This is a genomic window from Tenuifilum sp. (assembly GCF_037481895.1).
Lineage (GTDB): Bacteria > Bacteroidota > Bacteroidia > Bacteroidales > Tenuifilaceae > Tenuifilum > Tenuifilum osseticum.
Map to the genome: position 1 here is coordinate 1 of NZ_JBBFKU010000032.1, position 19400 is coordinate 19400.

Annotated in this window: 32 protein-coding genes; 30 read left to right on the top strand and 2 right to left on the bottom strand. The window is 46.7% G+C overall.

Annotated elements, in window-relative coordinates; genetic code table 11:
• Nucleotides 1–650 precede the first annotated feature (650 nt).
• Together WHS63_RS09975 and WHS63_RS09980 are read right to left on the bottom strand one after the other, a co-directional pair.
• Nucleotides 651–1109 (bottom strand): peptidylprolyl isomerase, encoded by a 459-nt coding sequence (locus WHS63_RS09975; RefSeq protein WP_445200624.1) that lies wholly within the window; start codon nucleotides 1107–1109, stop codon nucleotides 651–653.
• Nucleotides 1110–1191: 82 nt separating this feature from the next.
• Complete coding sequence (locus WHS63_RS09980) at nucleotides 1192–3348, bottom strand: elongation factor G (protein ID WP_445204987.1); 2157 nt, start codon at nucleotides 3346–3348, stop codon at nucleotides 1192–1194.
• Between the two features lie 408 nt (nucleotides 3349–3756).
• Here WHS63_RS09980 and rpsL point away from each other — a divergent pair, with 408 nt between their 5' ends.
• The 30 genes from rpsL to rpsK are packed head-to-tail and all read left to right on the top strand — an operon-like array spanning nucleotide 3757 to nucleotide 19382.
• The gene (gene rpsL / locus WHS63_RS09985) at nucleotides 3757–4146 is read left to right on the top strand and encodes a 30S ribosomal protein S12 (protein WP_445204988.1); all 390 of its coding nucleotides are present in this window, start codon (nucleotides 3757–3759) and stop codon (nucleotides 4144–4146) included.
• Nucleotides 4147–4176: 30 nt separating this feature from the next.
• Nucleotides 4177–4653 (top strand): 30S ribosomal protein S7, encoded by a 477-nt coding sequence (gene rpsG / locus WHS63_RS09990; protein ID WP_445204989.1) that lies wholly within the window; start codon nucleotides 4177–4179, stop codon nucleotides 4651–4653.
• 31 nt (nucleotides 4654–4684) lie between these two features.
• Nucleotides 4685–6802, top strand: coding sequence for an elongation factor G (gene fusA / locus WHS63_RS09995; RefSeq protein ID WP_445204990.1), 2118 nt, complete (start codon nucleotides 4685–4687; stop codon nucleotides 6800–6802).
• A gap of 22 nt (nucleotides 6803–6824) precedes the next feature.
• Nucleotides 6825–7130 (top strand): 30S ribosomal protein S10, encoded by a 306-nt coding sequence (rpsJ, locus tag WHS63_RS10000; RefSeq protein WP_369489081.1) that lies wholly within the window; start codon nucleotides 6825–6827, stop codon nucleotides 7128–7130.
• Between the two features lie 25 nt (nucleotides 7131–7155).
• On the top strand, nucleotides 7156–7773 hold the full coding sequence (gene rplC, locus WHS63_RS10005; protein ID WP_445204991.1) for a 50S ribosomal protein L3: 618 nt from the start codon (nucleotides 7156–7158) through the stop codon (nucleotides 7771–7773).
• On the top strand, nucleotides 7773–8405 hold the full coding sequence (gene rplD, locus WHS63_RS10010) for a 50S ribosomal protein L4 (RefSeq protein WP_445204992.1): 633 nt from the start codon (nucleotides 7773–7775) through the stop codon (nucleotides 8403–8405). The genes rplC and rplD overlap by 1 nt, the downstream gene beginning before the upstream one ends.
• A gap of 12 nt (nucleotides 8406–8417) precedes the next feature.
• A complete protein-coding gene (gene rplW, locus WHS63_RS10015; RefSeq protein ID WP_445204993.1) occupies nucleotides 8418–8708 on the top strand; it encodes a 50S ribosomal protein L23 in 291 nt (96 codons plus the stop codon).
• Nucleotides 8709–8713: 5 nt separating this feature from the next.
• Nucleotides 8714–9538 carry a 50S ribosomal protein L2 gene (gene rplB / locus WHS63_RS10020; RefSeq protein WP_445198260.1) on the top strand — a complete coding sequence of 275 codons (825 nt, stop codon included), beginning with the start codon at nucleotides 8714–8716 and terminating at the stop codon, nucleotides 9536–9538.
• A gap of 19 nt (nucleotides 9539–9557) precedes the next feature.
• On the top strand, nucleotides 9558–9827 hold the full coding sequence (rpsS, locus tag WHS63_RS10025; RefSeq protein WP_445198261.1) for a 30S ribosomal protein S19: 270 nt from the start codon (nucleotides 9558–9560) through the stop codon (nucleotides 9825–9827).
• Between the two features lie 23 nt (nucleotides 9828–9850).
• The gene (gene rplV, locus WHS63_RS10030; RefSeq protein WP_445204994.1) at nucleotides 9851–10264 is read left to right on the top strand and encodes a 50S ribosomal protein L22; all 414 of its coding nucleotides are present in this window, start codon (nucleotides 9851–9853) and stop codon (nucleotides 10262–10264) included.
• 7 nt (nucleotides 10265–10271) lie between these two features.
• Complete coding sequence (gene rpsC, locus WHS63_RS10035) at nucleotides 10272–11009, top strand: 30S ribosomal protein S3 (protein ID WP_445198263.1); 738 nt, start codon at nucleotides 10272–10274, stop codon at nucleotides 11007–11009.
• A gap of 31 nt (nucleotides 11010–11040) precedes the next feature.
• On the top strand, nucleotides 11041–11469 hold the full coding sequence (gene rplP / locus WHS63_RS10040) for a 50S ribosomal protein L16 (RefSeq protein ID WP_445204995.1): 429 nt from the start codon (nucleotides 11041–11043) through the stop codon (nucleotides 11467–11469).
• A 7-nt stretch (nucleotides 11470–11476) separates the two neighbouring features.
• Nucleotides 11477–11677 (top strand): 50S ribosomal protein L29, encoded by a 201-nt coding sequence (gene rpmC, locus WHS63_RS10045; RefSeq protein WP_445198265.1) that lies wholly within the window; start codon nucleotides 11477–11479, stop codon nucleotides 11675–11677.
• A gap of 12 nt (nucleotides 11678–11689) precedes the next feature.
• Nucleotides 11690–11962: a 30S ribosomal protein S17 gene (rpsQ, locus tag WHS63_RS10050; RefSeq protein ID WP_369489091.1), complete on the top strand. Its 273-nt coding sequence runs from the start codon at nucleotides 11690–11692 to the stop codon at nucleotides 11960–11962.
• Nucleotides 11963–11964: 2 nt separating this feature from the next.
• The gene (rplN, locus tag WHS63_RS10055; RefSeq protein WP_369489092.1) at nucleotides 11965–12330 is read left to right on the top strand and encodes a 50S ribosomal protein L14; all 366 of its coding nucleotides are present in this window, start codon (nucleotides 11965–11967) and stop codon (nucleotides 12328–12330) included.
• 20 nt (nucleotides 12331–12350) lie between these two features.
• Nucleotides 12351–12671 carry a 50S ribosomal protein L24 gene (gene rplX / locus WHS63_RS10060; protein ID WP_445198268.1) on the top strand — a complete coding sequence of 107 codons (321 nt, stop codon included), beginning with the start codon at nucleotides 12351–12353 and terminating at the stop codon, nucleotides 12669–12671.
• A complete protein-coding gene (gene rplE / locus WHS63_RS10065; protein WP_445204996.1) occupies nucleotides 12671–13228 on the top strand; it encodes a 50S ribosomal protein L5 in 558 nt (185 codons plus the stop codon). Before rplX ends, rplE begins: the two co-directional genes overlap by 1 nt.
• Nucleotides 13229–13231: 3 nt before the next feature.
• Nucleotides 13232–13501: a 30S ribosomal protein S14 gene (gene rpsN / locus WHS63_RS10070; RefSeq protein ID WP_445198270.1), complete on the top strand. Its 270-nt coding sequence runs from the start codon at nucleotides 13232–13234 to the stop codon at nucleotides 13499–13501.
• Nucleotides 13502–13526: 25 nt separating this feature from the next.
• A complete protein-coding gene (rpsH, locus tag WHS63_RS10075) occupies nucleotides 13527–13922 on the top strand; it encodes a 30S ribosomal protein S8 (RefSeq protein ID WP_445198289.1) in 396 nt (131 codons plus the stop codon).
• A 21-nt stretch (nucleotides 13923–13943) separates the two neighbouring features.
• Nucleotides 13944–14498 carry a 50S ribosomal protein L6 gene (gene rplF / locus WHS63_RS10080; RefSeq protein ID WP_445198271.1) on the top strand — a complete coding sequence of 185 codons (555 nt, stop codon included), beginning with the start codon at nucleotides 13944–13946 and terminating at the stop codon, nucleotides 14496–14498.
• A 22-nt stretch (nucleotides 14499–14520) separates the two neighbouring features.
• On the top strand, nucleotides 14521–14880 hold the full coding sequence (gene rplR, locus WHS63_RS10085) for a 50S ribosomal protein L18 (RefSeq protein ID WP_369489097.1): 360 nt from the start codon (nucleotides 14521–14523) through the stop codon (nucleotides 14878–14880).
• A gap of 5 nt (nucleotides 14881–14885) precedes the next feature.
• The gene (gene rpsE / locus WHS63_RS10090; RefSeq protein ID WP_369489098.1) at nucleotides 14886–15407 is read left to right on the top strand and encodes a 30S ribosomal protein S5; all 522 of its coding nucleotides are present in this window, start codon (nucleotides 14886–14888) and stop codon (nucleotides 15405–15407) included.
• A 12-nt stretch (nucleotides 15408–15419) separates the two neighbouring features.
• Nucleotides 15420–15599 carry a 50S ribosomal protein L30 gene (gene rpmD, locus WHS63_RS10095; protein ID WP_445204997.1) on the top strand — a complete coding sequence of 60 codons (180 nt, stop codon included), beginning with the start codon at nucleotides 15420–15422 and terminating at the stop codon, nucleotides 15597–15599.
• A 26-nt stretch (nucleotides 15600–15625) separates the two neighbouring features.
• Nucleotides 15626–16072, top strand: coding sequence for a 50S ribosomal protein L15 (gene rplO / locus WHS63_RS10100; RefSeq protein WP_445204998.1), 447 nt, complete (start codon nucleotides 15626–15628; stop codon nucleotides 16070–16072).
• 6 nt (nucleotides 16073–16078) lie between these two features.
• Nucleotides 16079–17395, top strand: coding sequence for a preprotein translocase subunit SecY (secY, locus tag WHS63_RS10105; RefSeq protein WP_445204999.1), 1317 nt, complete (start codon nucleotides 16079–16081; stop codon nucleotides 17393–17395).
• Nucleotides 17396–17424: 29 nt separating this feature from the next.
• Nucleotides 17425–18201 (top strand): type I methionyl aminopeptidase, encoded by a 777-nt coding sequence (gene map, locus WHS63_RS10110; RefSeq protein ID WP_445205000.1) that lies wholly within the window; start codon nucleotides 17425–17427, stop codon nucleotides 18199–18201.
• Nucleotides 18202–18215: 14 nt separating this feature from the next.
• Nucleotides 18216–18434 carry a translation initiation factor IF-1 gene (gene infA, locus WHS63_RS10115; RefSeq protein ID WP_369489103.1) on the top strand — a complete coding sequence of 73 codons (219 nt, stop codon included), beginning with the start codon at nucleotides 18216–18218 and terminating at the stop codon, nucleotides 18432–18434.
• A gap of 19 nt (nucleotides 18435–18453) precedes the next feature.
• The gene (gene ykgO, locus WHS63_RS10120) at nucleotides 18454–18570 is read left to right on the top strand and encodes a type B 50S ribosomal protein L36 (RefSeq protein WP_369489104.1); all 117 of its coding nucleotides are present in this window, start codon (nucleotides 18454–18456) and stop codon (nucleotides 18568–18570) included.
• Between the two features lie 37 nt (nucleotides 18571–18607).
• Nucleotides 18608–18985, top strand: coding sequence for a 30S ribosomal protein S13 (rpsM, locus tag WHS63_RS10125; RefSeq protein ID WP_369489105.1), 378 nt, complete (start codon nucleotides 18608–18610; stop codon nucleotides 18983–18985).
• 10 nt (nucleotides 18986–18995) lie between these two features.
• Nucleotides 18996–19382: a 30S ribosomal protein S11 gene (rpsK, locus tag WHS63_RS10130; RefSeq protein ID WP_445198275.1), complete on the top strand. Its 387-nt coding sequence runs from the start codon at nucleotides 18996–18998 to the stop codon at nucleotides 19380–19382.
• Nucleotides 19383–19400: the final 18 nt, after the last annotated feature.

Genomic DNA, 19400 nt, shown 5'->3' on the forward strand with positions numbered 1-19400 from the left:
GAGAGGGAATGGAGCGTAAGAAGAAAGCATAGGCATAAAAGCCTGACCCGGCAATGGGTCGGGGGTGGAACGTGGCGATGGGCTTAGTAAGCGATACCACATGAGTCACGCCGCAGGCGTGGCGAAGTGTATTGCGTGGCAGTTCCACCCACGGGGCACCCATCGGGTTAGGCTTTTCAGCCTTGATTTTCTTTGGTTCTTACTTGTATCATGACAAGAAAGAACATGTGAATGGCTCTTTGCATTACTTTTCTGTTGCGATGCAATGCTTCACCCTTGCTCTTTGGAAAAAGTATTGCGTGCATCGCTTTACTAGTGGGAGTAGCCATTGGGTTACAAATATCACGCCCCTACGGGGCTGGAAACGGGGTTCGTTGTTCGTTGTTCGTGAAACTATTGTCATGTTGAGCGTTAGCGAAACATCTCATTAGGCCGGTCAGAGATCCTTCGCTGCGCTCAGGATGACAAATGAAAACTGATGTTTGTTCGTGATTGCCATTCTGTGAAACATCGTGTTACACTGTGTAACTCTGTGATACCAATTTAGTTGATGGTTGTTGGTTGACAGTTGATGGTAAATTCAATAGAACGCAGATAGCACAAATTGGGATGATTTACGCAGATTTTCACCAAACACTAAACACCAACCCTTATCCCTCAACAATCACAATCTTTTCAATCCTATCGCCAACACGGATAGCATCAATTACCTCAAGGCCTTCGTAAACCTTACCAAAGCAGGTATGCTGGCGGTCGAGGTGCTTGGTGTTTTGCCTGTTGTGGCAAATAAAGAACTGTGAACCACCCGTGTTACGGCCTGCGTGTGCCATGGAAAGCACGCCACGGTCGTGGTACTGGTTGTTTCCGGTAAGCTCGCAGTTAATTTTATAGCCGGGTCCGCCGGTGCCCACCCGGGGATCGGTCATATCCTTGGAGTAGGGGCATCCGCCCTGAATCACAAAGTTGGGGATTACGCGGTGAAAGGCTAACCCATCGTAAAAGCCTTCCTTGGCTAGCTTTACAAAGTTAGCAACGGTGTTGGGGGCGTCCTCCTCGTAGAACTGAACCTTCATTACCCCTTTCGATGTGTGAATTTCTGCTGTTCTCATGGTATTGTTTGTTTGGCACAAAGGTACAAAAAAAAGAGGGCTAACCCCAATTGGTTGCCCTCTTTTGCTGAGTAGGGTATGTCTATTCTTCCTCTTCCTGTTCCTGGTATGCCTTCAGGAGCTTTTCCTGAACATCGGCAGGAACCTGCTCGTACGAGGCAAACTTCATGGTGTAGGTAGCTCTACCGCTGGTTAACGATGATAGGGCAGTGGAGTAGCGGTTTAGCTCAGCTAGGGGAACCTTGGCGTTAATCACCTCAAATCCCTTAACGCTGCCCATACCCATGATAATGGCGCGGCGGTTCTGCAGGTCGCTCATCACATCGCCCATACGATCGGCAGGAACTAGCACCTCAACATCGTAAATGGGCTCCATGATCTTAGGTCCGGCATCCTTGAATGCGTTCTTGAATGCGTTGCGGCCGGCAAGCTTAAACGAGATTTCGTTGGAGTCAACCGGGTGCATCTTACCGTCGTAAACGGCAACGCGGATATCGCGGGCATATGAACCGGTAAGCGGGCCCTGCTCCATCTTCTCCATAATACCCTTTAGGATGGCAGGCATAAAGCGAGCATCAATTGCTCCACCTACAATGCAGTTATAGAATACCAGCTTGCCGCCCCATTCCAGGTCAATAACTTCCTTCCCCCTGACCGAGAGGTTGATTTCCTTACCGTTAACCTTGTACTTAACTGGATCGGGTGCGCCCTCAACGTAGGGCTCAATAACCAGGTGAACCTCGCCAAACTGACCAGCTCCACCCGATTGTTTCTTATGGCGATAGTCGGCCTGGGCAACCTTGGTAATGGTTTCGCGGTACGGGATACGTGGGGCTATGTATTCAATCTCGAGCTTGTGCAGGTTGGTAAGCTGCCACTTCAGAATATTGAGGTGGAACTCACCCTGTCCGGAAAGGATAATCTGGCGGAGCTCCTTGGAGTGTTCAACCAGAATGGTTGGGTCCTCCTGGTGGGCACGGTTAAGCAGTTCGCCAAGCTTTTCTACCTCGGCCTCGTTCTTAGGCTTAACAGCGGTGCGGAACTTGGGATCGGGGAATTCCATGGGATCGAAGGTGAAATCCAAACCCGGTCCGCAAAGGGTATGGTTGGTCTTACTGTTCTTGAGCTTTACGGTAGCGCCTATATCGCCAGCAACCAGCTCGGTAACCTTGTTACGGTTCTTGCCGGCTACAACAAATAGCTGCGAAAGGCGTTCCTTGGTTGAGTTGTTGGCGTTGGTTAGGTCCATACCCTCAGTTACCTTACCGGACATTACGCGGAAGTAGCTGATTTCGCCAATGTGTGGCTCAACGGTCGATTTGAAAATGAAAAGCGAGGTTGGAGCGCTGGCGTCGCAGGTAATGGGCTTATTGTTATTGTTTTTAAGAACCGGTGAGTGGGTAGGATTAGGCCCAACGTTAATGATAAAATCCATGAGGCGCTTGGTGCCAATGTTTTTAGCTGCCGATAGGCAGAAAACCGGCATAATGCTGCGGCTGGCAATACCCTTTGAAAGGCCTGAGCGCATCTCGTCCTCGGAGAGCGAACCCTGCTCAAAGAACTTCTCCATGAGCGATTCGTCGTTCTCAGCAGCAGCCTCAATGAGCGCATTGTGAAGCTCAGTGGCCTTATCCATTTCGCTGTCGGGAATGGGGAACTCCTCGCGGATACCGGTATCACCCTTAAACTTATACATTTTCATGGTGATTACATCGATAAAGCTATCGAAAGCAGCACCGGTGGCAACGGGGTACTGGGTTAAGATAACCTTATTACCGAAGGTTTGCTTCAGCGAGTCTAGTGTGGCATCAAAGTTAGCCTTATCGTGGTCGAGCTGGTTAACTGCCAGTACCATGGGCTTATGAAGACGCTCTGCATGGCGGTTGAAAATCTCAGTACCAACCTCAACCCCGTACTGGGCATTAATAACCATTACCAGCAAATCGGCAGGGTACATCGATGAGATAACGGCGCCAACAAAGTCGTCGGAACCCGGAGTATCAATAATGTTTAGCTTGCTGTTATTGAACTCGGTGTATAGCAAGGTTGAGAAAATTGACCTTTGGTTCTGCTGTTCAATTTCGGTGTAATCGGAAACGGTATTCTTCCCATCAATTGTTCCCTTGCGTTCAATTACCTTACCTTCAAACATCATCGACTCGGCCAGCGAAGTTTTGCCCGAGCCGGTATTACCCAGTAAGGCGATATTCCTAATTTGTTCGGTTTGGTAGGTTTTCATGCGGTTTACGCTTATTTTTGGTTTAACATCAGGTTAGTTTATTTTTTCCAGTCGCGGGTATTCATATATATAAGGTATATCCCTTTACAACCAATTCCCTTGACCGGTTACCCATTTTTTTGGGTAGCCCCAAAAATAGTAAAATTTTGTTTCCAACAAATAAAATTTGCCAAAAGCCTTATGTTGTAAAACATTTTAGGGGCATTGGGCGAATAATTTTTACAAGTTGCTAAAAATCAGGCTTGTTTTTTTAAATCAAAAGCTATACCTTTGCGCCCGCAAAAATGCAAACCGGCTAAAAAAGTTGATGATCAGCAAAAAAGTTGATTTGCATTGTTGTAATTGTAAAAAAATCAATACCTTTGCAGTCCATTTTTTAAACTTAAACTATAACAATAAATTGGATTTATGCCAACAATTCAGCAACTAGTAAGAAAAGGAAGGTCTAAACTGGTGGATAAGAGCAAGGCTCCAGCCCTTGATGCTTGCCCCCAGAGACGAGGTGTATGTGTACGCGTGTACACCACTACGCCTAAGAAGCCGAATTCGGCTATGCGTAAGGTTGCCAGGGTTAGGCTTACTAACGGTAAGGAGGTTAACGCCTACATTCCTGGTGAAGGTCACAACTTGCAGGAGCACTCCATAGTGCTAATCCGCGGGGGTAGGGTAAAGGATTTGCCCGGTGTACGTTATCACCTCATTCGCGGAACACTCGATGCTTCCGGAGTTGAAGGTCGTAAACAGGGCCGTTCCAAGTACGGCGCCAAGAGGCCTAAAGATAAGGCTGCTAAAAAGTAAAAAGTTAACCTCATTTGAATTGGTTGAACAATGAGAAAAGCAAAACCAAAAAAACGGATTATCTTACCCGATCCCAAGTTCGGCGATGTAATGGTTACCAAGTTTGTGAACAACTTAATGGTAACGGGTAAGAAGAGTATTGCCTTCGAAATCTTTTACAATGCACTTGATATAGTTGGTAAAAGAATGAAGGACAGCGAAAAATCGCCCCTTGAAATCTGGAAGATTGCCCTTGAAAACGTTACCCCACAGGTTGAGGTTAAGAGCCGCAGGGTGGGTGGTGCTACTTTCCAGGTTCCCACCGAGGTTCGTCCTGAGCGTAAAATCTCACTATCAATGAAAAACCTTATACTTTTTGCCCGCAAACGCGCCGGTAAGGGTATGAGCGACAAGCTTGCTGCTGAGATTATTGCTGCTTACAACCAGGAAGGTGGTGCTTTCAAGCGTAAGGAGGATATGCATAAGATGGCTGAAGCTAACAAGGCTTTTGCACATTTCCGTTTCTAAAACCGAATAGTACGAGGAAGGTAGGAGATAGATGAGCAGAGATTTAAGATTCACTCGGAATATTGGGATTATGGCCCACATCGACGCCGGTAAAACAACAACTACCGAGCGTATCCTGTTTTATACAGGTAAAACTCACAAAATTGGTGAGGTACACGATGGGGCTGCAACAATGGACTGGATGGTGCAGGAGCAGGAGCGTGGTATCACTATCACCTCAGCCGCTACTACAACTTTTTGGAACTACGAGAACAAGCAGTATCAAATAAACATTATCGACACCCCGGGACACGTGGACTTTACCGTTGAGGTGGAGCGTTCGCTCCGCGTACTCGATGGCGCTATTGCCACTTTCTGTGCTGTGGGTGGTGTTGAACCCCAAAGCGAAACCGTTTGGCGTCAGGCCGATAAGTACAGGGTTCCCCGCATTGCCTATGTTAACAAGATGGACCGTGTGGGTGCCGATTTCCTTGGGGTGGTTCAGGAAATTAAGGACAAGCTGGGTGCAAACCCAATTCCCATTCAACTCCCTATTGGGGCCGAAGATAACTTCAACGGCATTATCGATCTTATTGAGAATAAGGCCGTAGTTTTCTTTGAGGACGAAAAGCTTAAGGCTACCAACTACCGTCTGGAACCGGTTCCTGCCAACATGAAGGACGAGGTTGACGAGTGGCGTGCCAAGCTTATTGAGGCAGTTGCATCGTACAACGATGAGCTCCTTGAGCGTTTCTTTGAAGACCCCGATTCCATTACCAAGCAGGAGATTATTGAAACTATCCGTAAGGCCACAATCGACATGTCGATTATTCCGGTTCTATGCGGATCGTCGTTCAAGAATAAGGGAGTACAACACCTGCTCGATGCGGTTATTGCCTTCCTCCCCAGCCCTCTCGATAAGGGCGATGTGGTTGGCACAAATCCTAACACCGGTAACGAAGAGGTTCGTAAGCCATACATCGATCAGCCTTTCTGCGGTTTAGCATTCAAAATTGCTACCGACCCCTTTGTAGGCCGTTTGGCTTTCATCAGGGTTTACTCCGGAAAAGTTGATAGCGGTAGCTACGTTTTCAACACCCGTACCGGTAAAAAGGAGCGTATTAGCCGTATTTACCAGATGCATGCCAACAAGCAGAACCCAATTGATTTCTGCGAGGCTGGTGATATCTGTGCAGCAGTTGGTTTCAAAGATATTAGAACTGGCGATACCCTTTGCTTGGAGGAAAAACCAATTGCCCTTGAGGCAATGACTTTCCCTGAGCCTGTAATTGGTTTAGCCATTGAGCCCAAAACCCAAAAGGATTTGGATAAGCTCGGTATTGCACTTAACAAGCTAGCCGAGGAAGACCCAACATTCCGTGTAAACACCGACCCCGATAGCGGTCAAACCGTTATTAGCGGTATGGGTGAGTTACACCTTGAGATCATTGTTGACCGCCTACGTCGCGAGTTCAACGTTGAGATCAACCAGGGTGCACCTCAGGTTGCCTACCGTGAGGCATTTACCAAGAGCGTTTCGCACCGCGAGGTATTCAAGAAGCAAACCGGTGGTAAGGGTAAGTTTGCCGATATCATTTTTGAACTTGGTCCCGCTGACGAAGGCGTTACCGGACTGCAGTTTGTTGACGAGGTTAAGGGTGGTAATATTCCCCGTGAGTTTATCCCCTCAGTACAAAAGGGTTTTGAGTTAGCCATGAGCAACGGCGTACTCGCTGGCTATGCCATACCAGGCATGAAGGTGGTGCTCAAGGATGGTTCGTTCCACCCGGTTGACTCCGATGCTCTCTCGTTCGAAATTGCTGCCCGCTACGGATTCCGTGCAGCAGGTCCAAAAGCCGCTCCGGTTTTACTTGAGCCAATTATGAATGTTGAGGTGGTTACCCCCGAGGAGAACATGGGTGATGTAATAGGTGACCTCAACAAGCGTCGTGGCCAGATTGCCGGAATGGAATCGAAGGGTAACGCCCGCGTGGTTAAGGCAAAGGTTCCCCTTGCCGAGATGTTTGGGTACGTAACCGTACTCCGTACACTAACCTCCGGACGCGCCACTTCAACCATGGAGTTCTCGAACTACGCCGAAGTACCCTCTAACATTGCTAAGGAGGTGATTGAGAAATCCAAGGGCAAAGAGCTAAAAGAAATTGAATAATTACTTTTATCCGATAAGTACAATGAGCCAAAAGATTAGAATTAAACTCAAATCGTACGACCACAACCTGGTTGACAAGTCGGCCGAAAAGATCGTTAAAACGGTCAAGGCTACAGGCGCTGTGGTGAGCGGTCCAATTCCGCTTCCAACACATAAGCGGATTTTTACGGTTAACCGTTCAACATTCGTTAACAAGAAGTCGAGGGAGCAATTTGAACTCAGCTCCTATAAGCGTTTGCTCGATATCTACAGCTCCAATGCGAAGACTATCGATGCTCTGATGAAGCTCGAACTTCCCAGTGGAGTCGAAGTAGAGATTAAAGTATGAGTGTGAATTGTAAATTAGAAAGACAATGCCACAAGGATTAATTGGACGTAAAATCGGAATGACTTCCGTATTCGGTGAGGATGGTAAGAATATCCCCTGCACCGTAATTGAGGCTGGTCCTTGCGTTGTCACACAGGTGAAAAACGCTGAAACCGATGGCTATGCCGCCATTCAGCTTGCCTATGATGACAAAAAGGAGAAACACACCAGCAGGCCTATGCTAGGCCATTTCAAGAAAGCCAACACTACTCCCAAACGTAAGCTGGTTGAATTCCGCGATTGGGAAGGATTACAGCTTGGCGATGTAGTAACCGTTGACCTCTTTGCCAATGACAACTGGGTTGACGTAGTTGGTATAACCAAAGGTAAAGGATTCCAGGGTGTTGTAAAGCGCCACGGTTTTAACGGAGTGGGCGGAAGAACCCACGGTCAGCACAACCGTCAGCGTCACCCGGGTTCCATGGGTGCATCTTCGTTCCCTTCACGCGTACTCCCCGGCAAGCGTTTGGCAGGCCGTACCGGAGGCGACAGGGTGAAGATCATCAACCTACGTGTTCTTAAGGTTATCCCTGAGAGCAATCTTTTACTCGTTAAAGGATCGATTCCAGGGTCAAAGGGTTCTTACATAATTATTGAGAAGTAATGGAAATCAAGGTACTTAACATACAAGGAAAGGAAACCGGCAGGACCATTCAGTTGGAAGACTCGATTTTTGGTATCGAACCCAACGACCATGCCATTTACCTCGACGTAAAGCAAATCCTAGCTAACCGTCGTCAGGGTACGCACAAATCCAAACAGCGTAACGAGGTTTCCGGTAGTACCCGTAAGCTCAAACGCCAAAAGGGTACCGGTACTGCTCGCGCAGGTAGCATTAAGTCGCCTGTGTTCCGTGGTGGTGGACGTATATTTGGTCCCGTTCCACGCGACTATAGCTTTAAGTTAAACAAGAAGATTAAGCAGCTGGCTCGTAAGAGCGCTCTTGCATACAAGGTTAAGGAGAATGCTCTGCTTGTTATTGAAGATTTCAACTTTGATACTCCAAAAACCAAGGAATTTGTAAATATTTGCAAGAACCTGAACGTAGCCGACAAAAAAACACTCTTCTTGTTGGGCGAGACAAATAAAAATATATATTTGTCGTCCAGAAATTTACAGAAGCAAGCAACTGCAATTGCCTCATCAGTAAACACTTACGAGATTTTAAATGCCAACATGTTGGTGTTAACTGAGAGTTCTGTAGATGCTCTGAACAAATTGTTTAAGGTATCATAACAAGGAAGCGCCATGGATATACTGATAAAACCAGTTGTAACTGAAAAGATGGAGCGCTTAACCGATAAGCTGAACCAATACGGCTTTATCGTGGATAAGAGAGCTAATAAGTTACAGATAAAGAAGGCAATAGAGGAGTTATACGGGGTAACCGTTGACTCAGTGAATACCATGCGTTATGCCGGTAAAGTGAAGTCCCGTTACACCCGTACCGGTGTGTTGGTGGGCCGTACCAATAGCTTCAAAAAAGCTATCGTAACGCTTAAGGAAGGAGATAAGATTGATTTTTATAGCAACATTTAACTAAGATGGCTGTACGGAAACTAAAACCTGTTACACCAGGACAGAGACACAAGATTATAGGTTTGTTCGATGACATTACCACAAACAAACCTGAGAAGTCGTTACTAGTCCCCCTGAAAAAGACTGGTGGTCGCAACAACCAAGGCCGAAGGACCATGCGATATATAGGGGGAGGCCACAAGCGCAGATACAGATTAATCGATTTCCTGCGCAACCGTGAGAATGAGCCGGCTGTGGTAAAGACTATTGAGTACGATCCCAACCGCACTGCACGTATAGCGCTGGTTGAGTACCCCGATGGCGAGAAGCGCTACATTGTAGCCCCTGCAGGGCTTAAGGTAGGCCAAACCATCATGTCGGGTCGGGGAGTTGCTCCTGAGGTGGGTAATACCCTTTACCTGGGCGAAATACCCCTAGGTACCATTATCCACAACATCGAGCTGTACCCTGGCCGTGGTGCTTGCATGGCACGTAGCGCCGGATCGTATGCTCAGCTACTAGCCCGTGAGGGGAAATATGCAATTATTAAGCTGCCTAGCGGCGAAACCCGCATGGTACTTAACGAGTGTAAAGCAACCATTGGTAGCGTGTCGAACTCTGACCATGCATTGGAAAAATCCGGTAAAGCCGGACGTAGCCGTTGGTTAGGTCGTCGTCCTCGCACCCGTGGTGTTGCCATGAACCCTGTTGATCACCCCATGGGTGGTGGTGAAGGACGTGCCTCAGGAGGTCACCCACGCTCGCGCAAGGGTATTCCTGCTAAGGGTTATAAGACTCGTTCCAAGAAGAAACACAGCAGCAAGTTCATCATTGAACGCAGGAAAAAGTAATTTGTAAAAAACTGTAACTATGAGTAGGTCACTTAAAAAAGGTCCCTTTATTGACTACAAGTTGGAAAAGCGTGTCATTCAGATGAACGAATCCAACAAGAAGTCTGTTATCAAGACTTGGTCAAGGGCTTCCATGATATCTCCCGATTTTGTTGGACACACCATAGCAGTTCACAACGGGAATAAGTTCATTCCTGTGTACATTACCGAAAACATGGTAGGTCATAAGCTGGGCGAGTTTGCTCCCACCCGCACCTTCCGTGGCCATGCTGGTAATAAGAACAAATAGTGAATTGATAAAAGGAAAAAGAGATGGGTGCAAGAAAACATAACATGGCCGAGAGGCTTAAAGCGGAGAGGAAAAACAAATCAGTTGCCCGCTTACGCAACTGTCCGTCTTCGCCCCGTAAGATGCGCTTAGTGGTTGACCTGGTTCGCGGTAAAGACGTAAACACAGCGCTCAACATACTTAAATTCAGCCGCAAGGATGCCGCAAAGGATGTGCACAAGCTAATCCTTTCAGCAGTTGCCAACTGGAAGGCTAAAAACGAGAACGTACGCATTGAGGATGCCAACCTTTACATCAAGGAGATCTTTGTTGATCAGGGCAGAATGCTAAAACGTATTCGTACAGCACCACAGGGACGCGCTCACCGCATCCGTAAACGCTCTAACCACGTAACCGTTGTGGTTGATAGCGCAGTTAATAACGAATCAAACAACTAACAGCTACATGGGACAGAAAGTTAATCCAATAGCAAACCGTTTAGGAATCATCCGTGGATGGGATTCCAACTGGTACGGAGGTAAAAAATACGCTCAGAAATTGGTTGAGGATAGCAAAATCCGCGACTACCTGAATGCCAGGCTTGCCAAGGCCAGCCTCTCAAAAATAGTTATTGAGCGTACCCTGAAGCTGATAACCGTAACCATACATACTGCTCGCCCAGGTATCATTATTGGTAAGGGCGGACAGGAAGTGGATAAGTTACGCGAGGAGCTACGTAAGATTACCAACAAGGATGTTCAAATCAATATCTTTGAGGTGAAGCGCCCCGAAATTGATGCTGTTATCGTAGGTAACAACATTGCTCGCCAAATTGAAGGACGCATTTCTTACCGTAGGGCTATTAAAACAGCCATTGCCTCAACCATGAGGATGGGTGCTGAGGGTATCAAGGTGCAAATTTCCGGCCGCTTGGGTGGCGCTGAAATGGCACGCTCTGAAACCTACAAGGAGGGACGAATTCCCCTACACACCTTCCGTGCCGATATCGATTACGCTCTAGCCGAGGCTCACACCAAGGTTGGCGTTATAGGTATTAAGACCTGGATTTGCAACGGTATAGTTTACGGCAAGCGCGATCTTTCGCCTAACATTGGTACGAAGAGCGTTGCCAACGTAACCGAGAAAAAGGCAAAACCAGCACCTAAGGGAGGTTCACGTCCTCGTGCCAAGAAAAAGAAATAGTAAGGTGTATAAACACTAAAGCATTAGCGAAATGTTACAGCCAAAGAAAACAAAATACAGAAGGCAGCAAAAGGGAAAAATGAAAGGGATTGCCCAACGCGGAAACCAGTTGGCATTCGGTTCATTTGGAATTAAAGCCCTTGAGGCGAGCTGGATCACAAGCCGTCAGATTGAGGCTGCCCGCCAGGCCGTGACCCGTTACATGAAGCGTGAAGGTCAGATCTGGATCAGAATTTTCCCCGATAAGCCCATTACCAAGAAACCTGCCGAGGTTCGTATGGGTAAAGGTAAAGGTGCTCCTGAGGGGTTTGTTGCTCCGGTTACTCCAGGCCGCATTCTGTTTGAATGCGACGGCGTACCCTACGAAGTTGCAAAGGAAGCATTGCGCCTGGCAGCTCAGAAGCTCCCTATTACTACTAAGTTTGTTGTCCGTCCGGACTTTGTTGAACCTACAAACTAATTGAGCCATGAAAGTAGCAGAAATAAGAGAGCTCACCGATAAGGAGATTCTTGAGCGTATTGAGCTGGAAAAAACCAACCTGCTTAAGCTAAGGTTGAACCATAGCATATCTCCTTTGGATAATCCAATGAAAATTAAAGAGACCCGCAGGAACATCGCCAGGTTACAAACCGTCCTGAACCAGCGGAAGCTCAGTCAAAACAAGTAATGCGTTGTAGCTATGGAACAAGTAAACGAAGTAAAGAGAAATAACCGTAAGGAGCGTATTGGTGTGGTGGTGAGCAACAAGATGCAAAAGTCAATTGTTGTTGCCGTAAAGCGTAAGGTAAAACACCCCATTTACGGAAAGTTTGTGAATAAAACCACCAAGTTTTACGCTCACGACGAGAATAATGTATGCGAGGTTGGCGATTTGGTTCGCATCATGGAAACTCGCCCTCTCAGCAAGCTCAAACGCTGGAGGTTAGTTGAAATCATCGAAAAGGCTAAGTAGTCATGATACAGCAGGAAAGTAGACTAGTAGTAGCTGATAATAGCGGAGCCAAGGAAGTGCTCTGCATCAGGGTACTGGGAGGTACCGGTAAACGCTACGCCCGTATAGGCGACAAGATAGTGGTTACCGTTAAGAGTGCCATTCCCGGTGGTGATATTAAGAAAGGTACCGTTTCAAAGGCCGTTGTGGTTCGTACCAAGAAGGAGATCCGCCGCCCGGATGGTTCATACATCCGTTTCGACGATAACGCTTGCGTACTGCTTAACAACCAGGGCGAAATTCGTGGAACTCGTATCTTTGGCCCGGTTGCCAGGGAACTACGTGATAATTACATGAAGATTGTTTCACTTGCACCTGAGGTGTTATAAACCCCAATAACTGTAGAATTATGGCAAAGTTACACATCAAGAAAGGGGATATGGTTTACGTAATCTCCGGTGAATCTAAAGGCCACCAGGGTCGCGTACTCAGTGTGCTCGTTAAGGAGAACCGTGCAATTGTTGAGGGTGCTAACATGGTATCGAGGCATACCAAACCCAATTCCAAAAACCCTCAGGGTGGAATTATCAAAAAGGAAGCCCCAATTCATATTTCAAACCTAATGCTGGTTGACCCCGCCACTGGCAAGCCAACCCGCATCGGTCGTCGGTTGAACGACCAGGGTAAACTTGTTCGTTACTCTAAAAAATCAGGAGAGGAGATTAAGTAATGGAATACGTACCAACCCTAAAGAAAAAGTATAGGGAGGAAATTGTCCCCGCGCTCATGAAACAGTTCAACTACAAGAGCGTGATGCAGGTTCCCCGGTTGGAAAAAATAGTGATCAACCAAGGGATAGGACAAGCAGTAGCCGATCGCAAACTCATTGAGCAGGCACAGGCAGAACTCACCATGATTGCCGGTCAAAAGGCAATTCAAACCTACTCGCGCAAGGATATATCAAACTTTAAGCTCCGTAAGGGGGTTCCCATTGGGCTTAAGGTTACGCTCCGCCGCGAAAGAATGTATGAGTTCCTTGAGCGTTTAATCAACGTTTCCTTGCCGCGTATCCGCGACTTTAAGGGAATTAACGACAAGTTCGACGGCCGTGGTAATTACACCCTTGGCATTCAGGAACAGATTATTTTCCCTGAAATTGACATCGATAAGGTGAGCAAGATTCTGGGTGCCGAGATCACTTTCGTAACCACTTCGGAGAACGACGAGGAGGCTTATGCACTTCTTCGTGAGTTTGGGTTACCTTTTAAAAATGCTAAAAAGGAATAGACTATGGCAAAAGAGTCAATGAAAGCGCGTGAGGTTCGCCGTGCGAAACTCGTAGCAAAATACGCCGAAAAGAGAGCCAGGCTCAAAGAGGAAGGCGATTACGTTGGGCTTCAGAAGTTACCCCGTAACTCTAACCCCATCCGTTTGCGTAATCGTTGCATGTTAACCGGAAGGCCCAGAGGGTATATGCGCCAGTTTGGCATCAGCCGCATCACCTTCCGCGAAATGGCCTCAAAAGGGTTAATTCCTGGTGTTAAGAAAGCTAGTTGGTAGAATTTAATAATAAAACGAAGCAATGATTACCGACCCAATTGCAGATTACCTAACCCGAGTTCGTAACGCCGTGATGGCTCGTCACCGGGTTGTTGAGGTACCCGCTTCGAATATGAAGAAGGATATCACCAAGATTCTTTTCGATAAGGGGTACATACTAAACTATAAATTTGAGGATGATGGCAAGCAGGGCATTATCAAAATCGCCCTTAAGTATCATCCTGAGACTAAGGCATGTGCCATCAAGCACCTGGAACGCGTTAGTACTCCCGGCTTGCGTCGCTACAGCAACGCAAAGGATCTTCCCCGCGTGTTAAATGGCCTGGGTATTGCCATTATCAGCACATCGCAAGGGTTGATGACCGACAAGGAGGCTCGCGCCAAGAATATTGGTGGTGAAGTGGTTTGCTATGTTTACTAATCCAGTATAATTTTTAAACTAATGTCGAGAATAGGAAAAAAACCTGTAAACTTACCACAAGGAGTAAGCGTTAACATTAGCGCCGATAACGTGGTAAGCGTGAAAGGCCCTCTCGGAGAACTAAAGCAAAAAGTTGATCCGGATATCACCGTAAAGGTAGAGGGAAATGAAGTTGTTCTCTCCAGACCAACTGATCATAAGCGTCACCGTTCGCTACATGGGCTATACCGTGCCCTTATCAACAACATGGTAATTGGTGTATCCAAAGGCTTTGAGGTACAGCAGGAACTTGTGGGTGTTGGTTACAAGGCCGAAGCCAAAGGTCAAATCCTTGAGATGAGCCTTGGTTTCTCCCACGACATCTACTTTGAGATGCCCAAGGAAATAAAGGTTGAAACCATTACCGAGAAAAAGGGTAACCCCAAGATCATTCTGAAGAGCATCGATAAGCAGCTCTTAGGTCAGGTTGCCGCTAAGATCCGCTCGCTTCGTAAGCCTGAGCCATATAAAGGTAAAGGTATTCGCTTTGTGGGTGAAGTTGTACGTAAGAAAGCTGGTAAGTCGGCTAGTGTATAACCCGTAAAACTGAAAGAGAGATATGGCTTTAAGTAAATTGGAAAGAAAGCTGCGCATTCGCAGACGAATCCGCAAAAGAGTTTCGGGAACAGCTCAAAAACCTCGTATGTCGGTTTTCAGGAGCAACACCAACATATACGTTCAGTTTATTGACGATATCAATGGTGTAACACTAGCATCGGCCTCTTCGATGTCAAAAGAGATTGCAGAGAAAAAAAATATTACTAAAACCGAACAAGCCCGACTTGTTGGACAGCTTGCCGCTAAAAACGCCATGGCTAAGGGTATTGAGAGTGTGGTGTTTGACCGTGGTGGTAACCTATACCATGGCCGCGTTAAGGCTTTAGCTGATGCCGCAAGAGAAGGTGGACTTAAATTCTAAGCACGATGTCACAGAATACCAACATACGAAGAGTAAAAGCCAGCGACCTTGAGCTCAAGGACAGGCTGGTTAGCATTCAGCGCGTAACCAAGGTAACCAAGGGTGGTAGAACTTTCAGCTTCTCAGCCATTGTTGTAGTAGGTAATGAGAATGGCGTTGTAGGGTATGGCTTAGGTAAAGCTAGCGAAGTAACCGCTGCCATTGCCAAGGGTATTGAGGATGCTAAAAAGAATCTGGTTAAGGTACCCATACTAAAGGGTACTATCCCCCACGAACAGGAAGCCAAGTTTGGTGGTGCCAAGGTGCTGATTAAACCTGCTTCGCACGGTACCGGTGTTAAGGCTGGTGGTGCTATGCGCGCCGTGCTTGAGAGCGTGGGTGTAACCGACGTACTTGCAAAATCAAAAGGTTCATCAAACCCTCACAACCTGGTTAAGGCTACCGTTATGGCATTGCTTGAACTGCGCGATGCTCACACCGTGGCCCAGCAGCGTGGGGTTGACCTTAAAAAAGTATTCAACGGATAAAAACTGATGACTATGGCAAAGATTAAAGTAACACAGATACGTAGCGTTATTGGCCGCCCCGAAGGGCAACGCATAACACTTCGTTCGCTGGGAATCCGCCGTATGCATCATACCGTTGAGGTAGAGGCTACCCCACAGGTTATGGGTATGATTGCTAAGGTGCGTCACCTTGTGCGAATTGAAGAGCAATAGGTATAACAACTAACGATTGTAAGGTCATGAAACTAGATAAACTAAAACCCGCTGAAGGTTCTACCCACAACAGGAAACGTATTGCCCGTGGTGAGGGGTCAGGACATGGAGGCACTGCCACTCGTGGTCACAAGGGTGCCAAGTCACGCTCAGGTTACTCCCGTAAGTTTGGCTTTGAGGGTGGCCAGATGCCTATACAGCGTCGCCTACCAAAGTTTGGCTTTAAAAACCCATTCCGCGTTGAGTACAAGCCCATTAACCTTGAAGTGCTGCAAGCCCTTGCCGAAAAGCACGGCTATACCACTATCGATATTGATACCCTTATCAATGCCGGTTTAGTGTCGCGCAACGATATGGTTAAAATTCTTGCCAAGGGTACTCTCAGCGCTAAGCTTGAGGTTAAAGCCCACGCTTTCTCAAAGAAAGCAGTTGAAGCAATTGAAGCAGCTAACGGAACCGCAGTAAAACTATAGTGAATAATGAAAGCCTTTTTCGAAACCCTCAAGAATATATACAAGATAGAGGATCTGCGCAAGCGGATTCTCTATACTCTTGGTATTCTGCTGATTTATCGACTTGGTAGCTTTATAGTACTACCGGGTCTTGACCCATCGCAGCTTGGCGCTCTGCAAGAGCAAACCAAGGAAGGTATCATGGGCCTCCTCGACATGTTTTCGGGAGGTGCATTCCATAATGCCTCCATTTTTGCCTTGGGTATTATGCCCTACATCTCAGCATCTATCGTGGTTCAGCTTTTAGGAATTGCTGTACCCTACTTCCAGAGGTTACAGAAAGAAGGCGAGAGTGGTAGAAATAAGCTTAACCAGATTACCCGAGTACTTACAGTAGGTATCCTGCTATTCCAGGGTCCAGCCTACATAACCAACCTTTACGTTCAGCTTCCACAGGGAGCATTCCTGTTAAGTAAGTTCTGGTTCACCATTACAGCCACTATCACCATGATTGGTGGTACTATGTTCATCATGTGGTTGGGTGAGAAGATTACCGATAAGGGTATAGGTAACGGTATATCGCTAATCATCATGATTGGTATTATTGCCCGCTTACCCTTTGCCTTTGTTGCAGAACTTTTCTCAAAGGCCGAAGAGCTTGGTGGTGGATTGGTTATGCTCCTAATTGAGCTTGTAATACTATTTGCAGTATTCATGTTCTCAATCCTGCTTATTCAGGGTACACGTAAAATACCTGTACAGTATGCCAAACGAATTGTAGGAAATAAACAGTATGGTGGTGTTCGCCAGTACATACCCCTTAAGGTAAACGCTGCCGGTGTAATGCCAATCATTTTTGCTCAGGCTCTGATGTTTATCCCCATGTTGTTTGCCCGCTTTGATGCTACTGCTGGCATTGCTGCCGCTTTTAGCTACACCGGATTCCTATACAATTTCACCTTTGGATTGCTGATCATAGTATTTACCTATTTCTATACCGCTATTATTATCAATCCCAACCAGATGGCTGAGGATATGAAGAAGAACGGAGGTTTTATTCCCGGAGTAAAACCCGGAAAGAAAACCGTTGAGTACCTCGACTCCATCATGTCGAAAATCACTCTACCCGGTTCAATCTTCCTAGCTATTATAGCTATTCTTCCAGCATTTGCAATTAAGCTGGGAGTTAACAACCAGTTTGCGCATTTCTTTGGCGGAACCTCGTTGTTAATCTTGGTAGGTGTAGTTCTTGATACATTACAGCAGATTGAGAGTCACCTGCTGATGCGTCATTACGATGGATTAATGAAATCGGGAAGGCTGAAGGGCCGTTCCGGTATGTAATAGGGCAATTTTGCCAAACGTTCTTTATAATGTTTTTAGCTAAAACCGACGAGGAAGTTGAGCTGCTAAGGCTAAACAACGATCTGGTATCGCGCACATTAGCCGAGGTGGCAAAACATATTAAGCCAGGGGTAACCACCCAAAAGCTCGACTCAATAGCCGAGGAGTTCATCAGGGCTCATGGGGCTGTTCCGGGTTTTTTGGGGTATAATGGCTACCCAGCAACGCTTTGCATCTCGGTCAACGATGCAGTGGTGCATGGCATTCCATCGTCGTATGAGCTCCGCGAGGGCGACATAGTATCGGTCGATTGCGGGACCTTCTTGCACGGATTTTATGGCGATTCCGCCTTCACCTTTCCGGTGGGCGAGGTTAAGCCCGAAGTGCAGCGGCTGTTAAAGGTTACCCGCGAATGCCTTGAGCTAGGCATTGAGGCTGCAGTAGCCGGTGGCAGGGTTGGCGATATATCCTACGCCGTGCAATCGCATGCCGAATCGAACGGTTACTCAGTAGTCCGCGAATTGGTGGGACATGGCATAGGCCGCCATATGCATGAAAAACCCGAAGTCCCTAACTACGGAGCACGAGGCCGTGGGCCTAAGCTAGTCGATGGAATGGCAATCTGCATTGAGCCAATGATTAACCTTGGCACAAAGCAAGTTTACCAGGATCTGGATGGATGGACCATCCGTACCCGCGACGGTAAACCCTCGGCACACTATGAGTTGGCCGTTGTTGTTCGAAAGGATAAAGCCGAAAGGCTTTCAACTTTCAAGTATATTGATGAAGTTTTACGTTTAAGTTAAATTTTTAAGAGCGAATGTCCAAGCAAACTGCTATTGAGAAAGACGGAACTATTATTGAGGCCCTATCGAACGCCATGTTCAGGGTAGAACTCGATAACGGACATGTTATTACCGCCCACATCTCCGGTAAAATGCGTATGCATTACATCAAGATTTTACCCGGCGATAAGGTGAGGGTTGAAATGTCGCCTTACGATTTAACTAAAGGACGTATTACTTTTAGGTACAAGTAAACCAAAAAATTTCAATACAATGAAAGTAAGAGCATCAGTAAAGAAGCGCAGCGACGAGTGCAAGATTGTTCGTCGTAAGGGACGCTTGTATGTGATTAACAAAAAAAATCCTAAGTTCAAGCAACGTCAAGGATAATTTGTTTAATTTTGCACACTAATTATTAAGTGAAAATATGGCACGTATAGTAGGTGTAGATTTGCCGAAAAACAAGAGAGGCGAGGTAGCCCTTACCTATATTTATGGTATTGGCCGCAGCAGCGCCCGTAAGATTCTGGACAAAGCCGGAATAAGCTACGATACCAAAGTAGCCGATTGGACCGATGATAATGTAACAGCCATCCGTAACATCCTGAACGAAGGGTACAAGGTTGAAGGTGAACTGCGTTCCATGGTTCAGCTCAGCATTAAGCGCTTGATGGATATTGGTTGCTACAGAGGTATTCGTCATCGTCTTGGTTTACCTGTGAGAGGTCAATCAACCAAGAATAACGCTCGTACACGTAAAGGAAAGAGAAAAACTGTTGCCAACAAGAAGAAGGCTACTAAATAGTAATTAAGCTATGGCAAAGAAAACAGCAACTAAGAAAAAAGTAGTTAAGGTTGATCCGGTAGGACAAGCCCATGTTCATTCATCGTTTAACAATATCATTGTTACAATGACCAACAGCACCGGTCAGGTTATTTCCTGGTCGTCGGCTGGTAAGATGGGTTTCAAGGGTTCAAAGAAGAATACTCCGTATGCAGGTCAAACTGCAGCAGCCGATTGTGCTAAAGTAGCCTACGATATGGGCTTAAGGAAGGTAAAAGTGTTTGTAAAAGGACCCGGCGCCGGCCGTGAATCGGCTATCCGTACCATCAACTCAACCGGTATTGAGGTAACTGAGATTGTTGATGTTACTCCACTACCACACAATGGCTGCCGCCCTCCTAAACGTCGTAGGGTATAACCATTTTAGTACGAATCA

Coding starts and splice junctions, on each gene's coding strand:
- WHS63_RS09975 (WP_445200624.1), bottom strand. CDS start 1,109: ATGAGAACAGCAGAAATTCACACATCGAAAGGGGTAATGAAGGTTCAG.
- WHS63_RS09980 (WP_445204987.1), bottom strand. CDS start 3,348: ATGAAAACCTACCAAACCGAACAAATTAGGAATATCGCCTTACTGGGT.
- rpsL (WP_445204988.1), top strand. CDS start 3,757: ATGCCAACAATTCAGCAACTAGTAAGAAAAGGAAGGTCTAAACTGGTG.
- rpsG (WP_445204989.1), top strand. CDS start 4,177: ATGAGAAAAGCAAAACCAAAAAAACGGATTATCTTACCCGATCCCAAG.
- fusA (WP_445204990.1), top strand. CDS start 4,685: ATGAGCAGAGATTTAAGATTCACTCGGAATATTGGGATTATGGCCCAC.
- rpsJ (WP_369489081.1), top strand. CDS start 6,825: ATGAGCCAAAAGATTAGAATTAAACTCAAATCGTACGACCACAACCTG.
- rplC (WP_445204991.1), top strand. CDS start 7,156: ATGCCACAAGGATTAATTGGACGTAAAATCGGAATGACTTCCGTATTC.
- rplD (WP_445204992.1), top strand. CDS start 7,773: ATGGAAATCAAGGTACTTAACATACAAGGAAAGGAAACCGGCAGGACC.
- rplW (WP_445204993.1), top strand. CDS start 8,418: ATGGATATACTGATAAAACCAGTTGTAACTGAAAAGATGGAGCGCTTA.
- rplB (WP_445198260.1), top strand. CDS start 8,714: ATGGCTGTACGGAAACTAAAACCTGTTACACCAGGACAGAGACACAAG.
- rpsS (WP_445198261.1), top strand. CDS start 9,558: ATGAGTAGGTCACTTAAAAAAGGTCCCTTTATTGACTACAAGTTGGAA.
- rplV (WP_445204994.1), top strand. CDS start 9,851: ATGGGTGCAAGAAAACATAACATGGCCGAGAGGCTTAAAGCGGAGAGG.
- rpsC (WP_445198263.1), top strand. CDS start 10,272: ATGGGACAGAAAGTTAATCCAATAGCAAACCGTTTAGGAATCATCCGT.
- rplP (WP_445204995.1), top strand. CDS start 11,041: ATGTTACAGCCAAAGAAAACAAAATACAGAAGGCAGCAAAAGGGAAAA.
- rpmC (WP_445198265.1), top strand. CDS start 11,477: ATGAAAGTAGCAGAAATAAGAGAGCTCACCGATAAGGAGATTCTTGAG.
- rpsQ (WP_369489091.1), top strand. CDS start 11,690: ATGGAACAAGTAAACGAAGTAAAGAGAAATAACCGTAAGGAGCGTATT.
- rplN (WP_369489092.1), top strand. CDS start 11,965: ATGATACAGCAGGAAAGTAGACTAGTAGTAGCTGATAATAGCGGAGCC.
- rplX (WP_445198268.1), top strand. CDS start 12,351: ATGGCAAAGTTACACATCAAGAAAGGGGATATGGTTTACGTAATCTCC.
- rplE (WP_445204996.1), top strand. CDS start 12,671: ATGGAATACGTACCAACCCTAAAGAAAAAGTATAGGGAGGAAATTGTC.
- rpsN (WP_445198270.1), top strand. CDS start 13,232: ATGGCAAAAGAGTCAATGAAAGCGCGTGAGGTTCGCCGTGCGAAACTC.
- rplF (WP_445198271.1), top strand. CDS start 13,944: ATGTCGAGAATAGGAAAAAAACCTGTAAACTTACCACAAGGAGTAAGC.
- rplR (WP_369489097.1), top strand. CDS start 14,521: ATGGCTTTAAGTAAATTGGAAAGAAAGCTGCGCATTCGCAGACGAATC.
- rpsE (WP_369489098.1), top strand. CDS start 14,886: ATGTCACAGAATACCAACATACGAAGAGTAAAAGCCAGCGACCTTGAG.
- rpmD (WP_445204997.1), top strand. CDS start 15,420: ATGGCAAAGATTAAAGTAACACAGATACGTAGCGTTATTGGCCGCCCC.
- rplO (WP_445204998.1), top strand. CDS start 15,626: ATGAAACTAGATAAACTAAAACCCGCTGAAGGTTCTACCCACAACAGG.
- secY (WP_445204999.1), top strand. CDS start 16,079: ATGAAAGCCTTTTTCGAAACCCTCAAGAATATATACAAGATAGAGGAT.
- map (WP_445205000.1), top strand. CDS start 17,425: ATGTTTTTAGCTAAAACCGACGAGGAAGTTGAGCTGCTAAGGCTAAAC.
- infA (WP_369489103.1), top strand. CDS start 18,216: ATGTCCAAGCAAACTGCTATTGAGAAAGACGGAACTATTATTGAGGCC.
- ykgO (WP_369489104.1), top strand. CDS start 18,454: ATGAAAGTAAGAGCATCAGTAAAGAAGCGCAGCGACGAGTGCAAGATT.
- rpsM (WP_369489105.1), top strand. CDS start 18,608: ATGGCACGTATAGTAGGTGTAGATTTGCCGAAAAACAAGAGAGGCGAG.
- rpsK (WP_445198275.1), top strand. CDS start 18,996: ATGGCAAAGAAAACAGCAACTAAGAAAAAAGTAGTTAAGGTTGATCCG.